Origin of the sequence: Veillonella sp. VA139, from assembly GCF_003992005.1 — a bacterium.
GTDB lineage: Bacteria > Bacillota > Negativicutes > Veillonellales > Veillonellaceae > F0422.
In genome coordinates this window covers 1-11118 of record NZ_RQVL01000039.1, presented here as the reverse complement: position 1 = coordinate 11118, position 11118 = coordinate 1, and the positions used below count along the sequence as shown (strand labels likewise).

Annotated in this window: 7 protein-coding genes and 1 pseudogene; 1 reads left to right on the top strand and 7 read right to left on the bottom strand. The window is 32.9% G+C overall.

From position 1 onward, the window contains the following. Positions 1-151: 151 nt before the first annotated feature. The 5 genes from EO125_RS09400 to EO125_RS09380 form a co-directional block, all read right to left on the bottom strand. Positions 152-601, bottom strand: a complete 450-nt coding sequence (locus tag EO125_RS09400) for a dUTP diphosphatase (RefSeq protein WP_127148668.1) — start codon at positions 599-601, stop codon at positions 152-154. Between the two features lie 12 nt (positions 602-613). After that, positions 614-2683 (bottom strand): polyribonucleotide nucleotidyltransferase, encoded by a 2070-nt coding sequence (locus EO125_RS09395; protein WP_127148667.1) that lies wholly within the window; start codon positions 2681-2683, stop codon positions 614-616. A gap of 197 nt (positions 2684-2880) precedes the next feature. Beyond that, positions 2881-3567: a hypothetical protein gene (locus tag EO125_RS09390; protein ID WP_127148666.1), complete on the bottom strand. Its 687-nt coding sequence runs from the start codon at positions 3565-3567 to the stop codon at positions 2881-2883. Positions 3568-3569: 2 nt separating this feature from the next. Continuing rightward, positions 3570-4979, bottom strand: coding sequence for an AAA family ATPase (locus EO125_RS09385; protein ID WP_127148665.1), 1410 nt, complete (start codon positions 4977-4979; stop codon positions 3570-3572). Between the two features lie 312 nt (positions 4980-5291). Continuing rightward, the gene (locus EO125_RS09380) at positions 5292-5645 is read right to left on the bottom strand and encodes a transposase (RefSeq protein WP_127148664.1); all 354 of its coding nucleotides are present in this window, start codon (positions 5643-5645) and stop codon (positions 5292-5294) included. 82 nt (positions 5646-5727) lie between these two features. On the opposite strand from EO125_RS09380, the pseudogene EO125_RS09375 reads away from it, so the two are divergent. Further along, a pseudogene (locus tag EO125_RS09375) lies at positions 5728-6896 on the top strand (relaxase/mobilization nuclease domain-containing protein); the annotation flags it as partial. Between the two features lie 61 nt (positions 6897-6957). Here EO125_RS09375 and EO125_RS09370 read toward each other — a convergent pair. Then, a complete protein-coding gene (locus tag EO125_RS09370) occupies positions 6958-10701 on the bottom strand; it encodes a hypothetical protein (RefSeq protein WP_240630461.1) in 3744 nt (1247 codons plus the stop codon). Between the two features lie 5 nt (positions 10702-10706). Beyond that, positions 10707-10913 (bottom strand): helix-turn-helix transcriptional regulator, encoded by a 207-nt coding sequence (locus tag EO125_RS09365; RefSeq protein WP_127148663.1) that lies wholly within the window; start codon positions 10911-10913, stop codon positions 10707-10709. Positions 10914-11118: the final 205 nt, after the last annotated feature.

The window sequence follows — 11118 nt, the reverse complement described above, 5'->3', positions numbered from 1 at the left end:
TTTTTTGACACATTCATTGTAACAAAGGATGACCTTCTTTTGCTATTTTATTTTCCCACAAACATTTTACACTAACCAAAAAAACTAGAGAGTCATAAGCAACGTGCTTACAACTCTCTAGTTAAAGGAATTTACTCCTTAGTGTATGAAGTTATTTACTACCTGTACTACCGATACCACCCGTACGAATACCACGAGCATCGTCATCATTAGTCAACAAGTATTTAGAGAAGATACCTTGCGCCACTCGTTCCCCTTTTTCCAAGGTAACAGGAGCGTCTGTAATATTGTACACAGCAATCATAATATGACCTTCGTTATCTTCATTGTTATAGTAATCAGAGTCGATAATCCCTGTACTATTTGTAAGCATCAAGCCTCGTTTGATTGCCATGCTTGAGCGAACGTGGATCGCCAAATATTCATCATAATGCATGAACGCTTTCAGTCCTGTAGGAATTAATACTGTTTCCTTAGGGCCTACTACAACAGATTCTGCACATTCAATGTCATAGCCTGCACTTTCAGAAGTCTTACGCTTCGGCAAATTAATGCCTTGCCCTTCAAAAGCAGACACTACTTCAAATCCACGAATATCCATAGTGCACCTCGATTATTTCAATAGTTCCTTGCGAGACAAATTAATACGACCTTTGTCATCGATTTCAATCACTTTGACCATAATTTCATCGCCCACATTCACTACATCTTCCACTTTTTCTACACGTTCTCTTGCTAATTGAGAAATATGAACCAAACCTTCTTTACCTGGCAATACTTCAACAAACGCGCCGAAGTTCATCAAACGATTGACTTTACCCATGTACACTTCGCCTGCTTCTACTTCTTTTGTCAAGTTCGTAATGATTTGGATTGCTTTTTCAGCCGCTTCCGCTTCTACGGCAGCAATTGAGATAGTGCCATCATCTTCGATGTCAATTTTAGCACCAGTTTCTTCAATAATGCCACGGATAACTTTACCGCCTGTACCGATAACATCACGGATTTTATCTGGATCAATTTTCATCGTTACGATGCGAGGAGCCCATTTAGACATTTCTTCACGTGGCGCTTGGATAGCTTCCATCATTTTACCCATGATGTGCATACGACCTTTGTGCGCTTGTGCTAAGGCTTCTTCTAAGATTTCACGAGATAAACCGGAAATTTTAATATCCATTTGAATAGCAGTTACCCCTTTTGTAGTACCTGCTACTTTGAAGTCCATATCACCTAAAGCATCTTCCATACCTTGGATATCTGTTAAGATTGTATAATGCTCATCCTGCGTTACAAGACCCATCGCAACACCTGCTACAGGCGCTGTAATAGGCACCCCTGCATCCATCAAGGACAAGGTGGAACCACATACGCTGGCCATGGAGCTAGAACCATTGGATTCTAATACTTCAGATACCAAACGCATCGCATATGGGAATTCTTCTTCTGTTGGAAGTACAGCTAGTAATGCTCTTTCAGCCAATGCACCATGACCGATTTCACGACGTCCAGGACCACGAGAGGAACGAGTTTCCCCTACAGAGAAAGATGGGAAATTATAATGGTGAATGTATCGTTTTTCTGTATCTAAACCAATGCCATCGATGGTTTGTTTTTCAGACAATGGAGCCAAGGTACAGATGTTTAACACTTGCGTTTGACCACGTGTGAACAAGCCAGAACCATGCGTACGTGGCAATGCGCTAACGCGACAAGAAATAGGGCGAACTTCATCTAATTGACGGCCATCTGGACGGATTTTTTCTACCGTAATCATATGACGTACAATTTCTTTCACCATTATTTCTAATGTAGCGTAAATATCACCGGCTTGCTCTGGGAATTGTTCCTCAAAATGAGCCAATACTTCTTCGAACACAGCTTGTTGTTGCTCTTCCCGTTGCACTTTATCTGCACAGCGTACAGCTGCATCTAATTTAGCATATGCATAGGCACGAACTGCTTCTGCTACCACTGGGTCTACTTCTTTAATTGGGAATGTGCGTTTCACATGTCCAATTTCAGCTACCATAGTTTCTTGGAAAGCTACGATGTTTTTGATTTCTTCGTGAGCCGTCATGATCACTTCTAAGATGATATCTTCAGGAATTTCATTCGCTTCCCCTTCTACCATCAAGATTGCATCTTTCGTGCCCGCTACTACCATATTTAATGTAGTTACTTCTAATTGTGCTTTAGTTGGGTTCACCACAATATTGCCATCTACCAGACCCATGCGCACACCAGCGATAGGACCTGCCCAAGGAATATCGGAAATGGATAATGCCGCAGAAGCACCAATCAACGCACAGATTTCAGGCGCATGGTCATAATCAACAGATAATACAGTAGCTACTACATGTACTTCATTACGGCTACCTTTATCGAATAAAGGACGGATTGGTCGGTCAATCAAACGGCTATTTAGGATAGCAGACTCTGGTGGACGTGCTTCACGTTTAATAAAACCACCTGGGAATCTACCAACAGCATACATTTTTTCTTCATAATCTACTGTTAATGGAAAAAAGTCAATATCTTTTGCCTCTTTAGATGCCGTTGCTGTAACCAATACAACCGTATCACCATATTGTACTAATGCAGAACCACTTGCTTGTTTTGCTAACTCGCCAGTTTCGATTGATAACGTGCGACCAGCAAGTTCCATTTGGAATCGATTCATTCCATGCCTCCTGTTTAATTCTTTATCCTTAAAAATCTTTATAGTTGTTATTATACACGAGTGGCGGGGGAAATACAATTTAAGTCGTGAGACTGAATCGTTAGTGTTCTACAGTAGTCAAACATTTGTGACACAACCTTCTAAAAATTTATTTAAGAAGTACTCTACTATACATTGTATAAATATTATAGAAAACTCTAATTAGCAAAACATAACCCTATATTTGTATAACGTTGTAAGGAACGTAAATCTTTTGTAATAAACTCCCACGATCCCAAATAGTTTGAACAAACAGAAAATTCAGACTCTCTCATATACCTTAAAAAGCCCGGTAAATCTTCTTCGTATCTTGCTGCAAACTCATAAGCTAATCTCTCTTTATCCTCTGCTGCTACTTGTCGGAGATTATGTAATACATGCTCAAGATTACATGACATATAATATACATGATAGATAACCCCACCGCATATACCGCTTGTATTTTTATATAAGGTCTCTATATTCTGTTTTTTCTGAATATTTCTACTAACAACAGTATTCACATCTTTATAGTGGATTCCGTCATCCTCATAAATAAATGCATCCGCTGTTTCATCTAATTTTATGGCTGTATCAGGAATAAACGCTCCATCTAAATCAACTACATGAATCACGCTCATCAAGTCCAATTTATTTAATTTTGACCGGCGTAATTCATCGTTAATTTTATGGCCAATTTTTGCTTTAATAGTATTTGGATATACACCTTTCTGTGACGTGATATCTGTGTATAATGTTTTTATAACGACTTTATCATCAGAAAAAAAGTTTTTAAAATATTTCCATAGTGCCGCTGCATCTGAAGGTCCCTCTAATAATATCATAACTACTTTTTTCTTAGCCATTACTACCTCCCAACACTTCCCAATGCGTAAGCAATTTCCTCATTATCTGTTGCGTGATACACCTCTTCTTTTTGTTCTCCTAAAATAATATCTCTATAGTAAAAACTACGCAAATTATTCGTACTCTTTACATTTGTTAATCGAATATATCGATTCTCAGGGTTCGTCGTAGTAACAACTATACAACTTTTATGTAAAGTTTCTAATGGTCGTAAATTATGAGATGTAAATATCAACTGCCCCTTTCCACGATCAGATAATATTTTTAACAACTCTCCTAATAAATACTCAAAAATCCCTGCATCCAGTTCATCAATAGCTACAACAATATTTCTATTATTATAAACTGCAATTAATAAGCTTAAGATAGAGATAATTTTACGAATCCCTTCAGACTCATTTCGCAAAGGAATCATCTTATTGGGTTTATAGGAAACTAAGAAAATACGTTTTCCTATTTCACCATCATCTGTTGCTTCCGTTGATAAAACTTCTACACCTATTTTTAGGTCTGGAATTATTGTTGTTAGTACGATATTCATTTTTTCTATGACAAATTCAATATGTTCAACAAGAACTGCAGGCAAAAGTAAAGAGTCATGTAATGGTAATGTAATCGTTCCTACCGCATTAGTTTTACTATCCTTATAATGCATCTCCAATGGCAAGATATTCAAGCCATGTAATGCACTATGAGAAGTCTTTACAACAAATAAACTATTTTGAGCGAATTGTATTACCATCTCATATGGCTTCAAAAGTTCTTCATACTCAGCCGTTTTAGACTCATCATTACTTCTTAAGGTTAATTTATCCTTAAAAAACTTTGAGAATAGAAACGACCTAGCCTCCATGACAGAAATATGTTTTTGAACTAACAACTCTAGATGAATATCTTCATAGTTTGAGAATAAAACAGATAGCCGTTGTTTAGGTATAATAACTTCATTAGCAGAGCTTGCAGTATTCATAATAACAGTTTTTCTAACTACTTCTTGACCAGTTTTTTTATACTGTATCGATTCCGATTCAACAGTCATAATGAGTCTTTCTGTATCCTCATTAGTATTAGGGTCAGTAGTCGTAACTATCCCTCGTTTTAAGGTTACATCATAGAAAATAGTTGTTGTGTCATTCCCATTAGAACAAACAATTTCAAAAGATAGAGTCCCTTTTTCTGCATCAACAGAAATCCAGTTATTATACTCTTCTGGAATCTTTTGCCCCAATAATAAACATTTTAAAATATGTATGGCTTCAATAAACACTGTTTTACCGGATCCATTTTGACCATATATGCCCATAATATTGGCTCCCGTAACATGCTTACTGCTCGATAAATCTACATGCCCATAAGTGACATTCTTTATATTTTGAATGGTTATAGATGATATGTACATAGCTGATTGCATAACATCCCCTCCTTATCTTATACTATACCAAATCCACCAAAAACATACAATAACTTTGCAAAAACGATATATTTTATTTCAAAATTTTATTTTTTTGATATAAAATCTACTAATTACAACTATATAGTATAATTTTTTAGCTCTATAATAAGGGGCTGTAACAAAATGTACTTTTTACATTTTCGTTACAGTCCCTTTTACATGCAGAATCTACCAAGAGTCTTGAGAGTGTGCTATCACAAGATATCTTGGTAGTTTTTCCGTTTTTAGGCGCACTTAAATAAGTCTATGTACACGGATTGTTTTCTAGGCTTACGCAATTTCTTTTTTGCAGAATAACGAGGTATGTATCCTGTTATCTTGGATTCTATGGTGTAGTTTAGAGATATTAAATCCCATTGCTAATAGGTATAACATTTTTCGCACATGATCATTTGCACGGTGTAGTAGTCGCCTATGTTTTAACACTCCAAAGGCTCCTTCTACTTGTATAGATCGGTTGGTACGTAATTGAATACCTTCTGGACTCAAAATCCTTTCTTGATTCTTTTGCAACACAGAATCATATCCTGGGATAACACAAATTTGCTTAGTAGAATTCTTTTGTACTTTTCTTGGCATATCGTTGACATCCAGATTTGTGTCCACAGCGATTACAAGATTCACATACGTATACCTTACTTTCCCAAGTTAATCCAATCTTACTTTTACTCTTACAACGATGAGAATTTCGGTTTAATACAAGATAAAAATCTTAGTAAGCACTCATAAATGTCGTCAGAAAACTGCTCATACTCAATTTTTAAGAGCACGAAATGATGCCGGAACAAACGGAATTGTTCTTGCAAGACACCTCATTCAATCCTTTTTACCCAGAGAAGCAAATCCTGAAATGGCACATCAGATCGGTCTGAAACTATGTAAAAAATATTAAAGGATGATTACAAATTTGTCTTATCTACCCATACAGATAAAGGGCATATCCACAACCATATTATCTTCAATAACGTAAATGTGGTAACGGTCAAGTACTATCACTCCACCAAGAAAAGCTACCACCAAATCAGGTATCAAAGCGATAAGTTATGCAATGAAAATAAGCAATCTAAGAAAAGCAATTCTTGGAAAAGCAGACTTCAATTTGATATTGATCATATGATAAAACTGTCTAAGGATTGGGGAGAATTTCTAAAGAAAATTGCGGAGCTTAGTTATGAAATAAAGCATGGAAAACATATAGCCTTTAAACCAAAAGATAAGCAGAGATTTACAAGGCTTAAGATGATTGGTCAGGATTATACCGAAAAAAAGATTGAAAGAGCGTATTACAGAAAATCAATCTATTAAAGCCCCTCCTGTCAAAAAACGAATCAAAAATGTTATCAATATGAATACCAACGCCAAAGTAAAAGAGATCAAAGGCTATGAATATTGGGCAACAAAACATAACTTAAATACAATAGCTGAGTCAGTTGTTTTCATCAGAGAACATGGCATTAACTCCATTAAACAACTTGACGAATACATCAGGAAAAGTGCTGAAGAAAGACAGAGATTACAAGATAAAATCAAAGCATTTGACAAAGATATGCAGCTACTTTCTGATACGATGGAACAAGTCCATATTGTTAAAAAGTATCAAGCCTACCGCAAAGAATATAAATCAAGTCCTTCTGATAAGGCATTTTTTGAGGAGCATAAGTCTAAAATCATACGCTACGAAACAGATCCTGCAAAACTCAAAAAGTCCTATTCAAAACCGTCAAATTCCAAGCATATTTTAGATAAACTTGATACATTGCAAGAAAAAAGAATACCCTAATACAAGAGTATTCTTCTACAAAGTCTACTATAGACGAGCTTTATCAAATACGAAAGAACTGCGGAATTTACATGGGTAAGGAAATGGAGAGATAGCCATCTCCTTGCAAACTATTTACAGCAAATAATCATCTATCTTTGTTTTATTTTATATTCTCTAAAGCATGATTCTAGGATAACCTTTATTTTTACGTGGTTTAACATAGCCAAATTCTATTAATGCCTGTCCCACTTTATCCTTATAAGAATCATCCAACAAAGGGTATTTATTCTCCCAAACATTAGATAACTCTGAGATTTCTTTTACAGAGGATATATAACCTTTCAGAACATTAACACTCAATCCATTTTTAATCTTAGTTAAAACCAAAGATACTTTGGTACTTAATTTGATATCTGGTGAGCTTAGTACATATTGCATAAAAACTTCATTGAGATTTTCATCTTTCAAATCCTCCAATTTGCCTTCATCATCTAATAAATTTATAAACTCATCTTTTAACTCAAATATCTCAAAGGATTTACATATATAGTTAATATTTACCGAAGATAAATCTCCCTTTATAACATATTCTATGATAGTTTTTTTAGTTGGATGTATCTTTTCAACTAAGACACTATCTTTTATTGAATCTATTAACTTCATAGAATTTCCATCTGCAATATCACTATTAATTAAACCATATATCAACTCATCAGAAAGCTCATAATTTAAAAGCATATTTATAACAAGTTCTTCTGCCACATCGTCACCATAATTTGCCATCGAAATCAATTCGGTATAATATGAGTTATTCCATAATGTCTCAATATTCTTTTCTGTCACTTCAATTAAACTCTGGTGAACTAAAGTATTAACTCTGTTTTGTGTTAGTTTATGATTGACATTACTTATTGGTTCATCCGCATATTTTATGACGAATGCAAAAATCTTATCACTTACTAATGAACTATTTATAAGGGTATTACAAACAGGAATATTATTTTTTAATATATCTTCATTATTATCTTCATCCAAGTTGTCATGGAGATATTTAACGAAGTTATCATTATATTTTTCAATCATATTCCAATATGAAGCTATATTATCCGAGCAGAACTTAACTTTATTTTTCCGCAATAAACAATCAAGTATTTTAGTTGTTACAGAGTTATCTTGTAGATCAGTTAACTTTGAAATTGCTGTTTCATTCCTCTCTACATACCTTAATTTATATTCATCAGAAATATCAGAATTAAGAATTCTTAATAGTATCTCCTCACTGTTAGTATAGTTTTTTTCACTCTTGTTTTCATCTATATAATCGGATATAACGATCGAAAAATTATCCTCAATATACTCTTTGCTTGACAATAATTGAGAGGAGTTATAAATTTCACTTAATAAACTACCATAGTTGATGGCCTTTTCTAATATCGCTTCAGTTATAAACAATAAATTTCTAATATTTAGCTTATATGCATGAACCTGTTCAACACCAGCCAATCTCACTTTATCACAATTTGCTTCTGACACATCTTCAAATTCAATGCCCGCAGAACGAATATTATCGATGAAAACATTAAACTCTTCTTCAGGTATCAAAGATATTATATTCTCATTTTGTTCTATATATTCCTTAAATTCAGCTAAGTTAGCTAAATCTATAGTTTTATTTATTAAAACTGAAATCAGTATGTTCTTAAAAGTATCAATATTTTCATCTTCACAAAATCCCAAAGTTCTAATAAGTCTATCCACATTATTTTTCAATAACATATTAGAATAGATTCTTACTATATCTAAGTCAAACTCGTCTAAAATTTTTAATAAATCCTTATACTTGTCATTTATATCAACTGAATCAACAATAGCTAATACATTTTCCGTTTGTTTTTGTTCTAAACAAGTCTTTAACACTTTCTGATTCAATACATTGAAACGACTAAAATCAGATAGTTTTAATCTTCTTATTATCTCATTAGGCGTTTCAACATCCAAGAAAATATCTAGAGCTTTACCTTCTTTTAATCCTTTCATATAGATTATGTCATTTTTCTTTAATATATTTGAGGTATCTACATTAAAATTGCCTTTATAGTACCAGTATGTTTCATCCAATAATCCGTCTACAATTAAAAATCTAATTAGAGGAAAATAATGACTTTCTACAATATCAAATCCATCAATTGAAAATAATTTATCCCTTTGTTCAGTATTCATTTTAGATATAAGCTCTTTATAGGTATATATTTCAATGTCTTTAATCTGCTTTTTTATTTTTTCTCTATCTAAATTAAGTTTATTCATTTCAATAGAAAAATCTTCTGGTAATTTTGCAATTAATACCTTTTTTTCATCATCAGTTAAAATATACTTATTCAAAAAACCCTTATAAGTAATCCATTCAGTACCGCTTGGATACTTAATGTTAAAACTATTATCAGGGTTTTGACTCCAATCTTTTAGAAACTGCGGCATTGTTTTATATTGATTATCAGATGGTCCTACATCTGTCGAGATTATCAATGCCATTGCTTCAAACTTATCATTCGCAATCCTGCTATTTATAAATTTAATATTATCATCGATTTTCTCTAGATCCTGCTTAAAATTACTAACAATTTTTTCTCTACTAGACTCCAATTTATCAAATATTGCCCTTACAAATCCTTTATCTTCCTGCAAAAGATCAAACTCATTTGGGAATATATTTTTTAAAGTAATAAGTGCAAATAACTTATTACTCTCTAAGTCAATCTTTCCTATCGGTATTATTTTAGAGTACACAATATACTCATTAACTATATTTTTTAGAAGCCTCATATCATCCACATATAAAGAAATATCAGCCAATAAACTCCTATCAGGGGTATTCTCTACTTCTTTCAAAAGTTCAATAAGTTCATTTTCTGATGTTTTTGAATCTACCACAGGGACTATAGGTAAAATAAAATCGAAGAATTTAGTTCTGTTTTTAGAGTAAAATAAACTGTCCTTAAGCATATATATAAATCTTATCGTAGCTTCCCTTTCATCGTTTACTTTTACATATTTGTTTAACAGAAAATTTAGCTCTCTCAACTTTGTGTAAATGGATGTATTATCATATCTATCTAAATCTTCAAAAACAACAATTTTTGAATCAGAACTTCTCAGTAAGTAAACCAACTCTTTAATATCTCTATCTAATACTGACTCATCGCTATTATTATCATTAATATTTGCTTCCGCACCTTTGAATGTTATTTTAGAAATTTTAAATTTGTTCCCTCTATTGAATATATACAAATAATAAAACAACGGTACAAATAACAACAAAGCACATAAAAAAATTAAAGATGTACCATTGAAATTTTTATACGACTCATTAACAAACGATATAAAATCATCTCTTATTATCCAAAGTAGTATTGAGCAAATTATTGAAAGAAACGCCAATGATTGCAAGCATATGCTAAAGATGCTTTTATTTGATTTAAAACCATATTTACTAAGTGGTATTTTCTTTGATTCTATCTGAGATAATATTTGATTGATGAGTTGTCTTTCTACCCTATTGTCATCGCCTATATCCTCTGCTTTTTGATTTTCATTACTACACTTATTTTTAGCACCATCAGCCTCTGAATTTAAAGTATTCGTCGAAGATGCTTCTTTTAGTCTATCGTCATCATCTTTAATATTATTTTTATATTTACCCAAAGAAACTGTAATTATATTTCTTAATTCCTTTTCATGAACATAAGTATTCCATACTGTACTTTTTCCAGCACCATATATGCCGGTAATAGCAATATTTTTTATACTGCTATTGCTAAAAGCATAATCAAGTGCTTCTGTATATATTGGCTCGTTTTCTTCTAGCACTTCAGGGGTAAGTGCATTGAATTTATTATGTTTTACATCTTCCAGCATCATATCACCTATCTTTCTTTGTCAAGACAAATTAAGTCTCCTATATCTGAATTTAATTCCTTGCAAATTTTACCCAAAATAGAAAGGGAAACAGCTTCACCTTTAGCCATCTTTGCTAGTGTTGTTAGTGAAATGCTTGCCCTATCAATTAAGTCTTTCTTTTTCATATTATTGTCTATCAATAATTTCCGCAAACCATTGTAATTAAATTTCATTATTACGCCTCTTTACTTCATATATATGGATTTTTTATATATTATTATAGCGCATTTTATGAGTAATTATAACTTTAAAATTAAAAAAGAAACGGTGTAGTCTAAAAAACACACCGACCATAAATTTAGGCTCTATAATAAATGTTGGGGCTACTCATATAAGAGTAGTCGCCAACATTCTTTTTTTGCAATAAAATAGACATAT

What these genes read in the sequence shown, in the direction of transcription:
- EO125_RS09370 (WP_240630461.1), bottom strand. Translation starts at nt 10,701, where the DNA reads ATGATGCTGGAAGATGTAAAACATAATAAATTCAATGCACTTACCCCT.
- EO125_RS09390 (WP_127148666.1), bottom strand. Translation starts at nt 3,567, where the DNA reads ATGGCTAAGAAAAAAGTAGTTATGATATTATTAGAGGGACCTTCAGAT.
- EO125_RS09365 (WP_127148663.1), bottom strand. Translation starts at nt 10,913, where the DNA reads ATGAAATTTAATTACAATGGTTTGCGGAAATTATTGATAGACAATAAT.
- EO125_RS09395 (WP_127148667.1), bottom strand. Translation starts at nt 2,683, where the DNA reads ATGAATCGATTCCAAATGGAACTTGCTGGTCGCACGTTATCAATCGAA.
- EO125_RS09400 (WP_127148668.1), bottom strand. Translation starts at nt 601, where the DNA reads ATGGATATTCGTGGATTTGAAGTAGTGTCTGCTTTTGAAGGGCAAGGC.
- EO125_RS09385 (WP_127148665.1), bottom strand. Translation starts at nt 4,979, where the DNA reads ATGCAATCAGCTATGTACATATCATCTATAACCATTCAAAATATAAAG.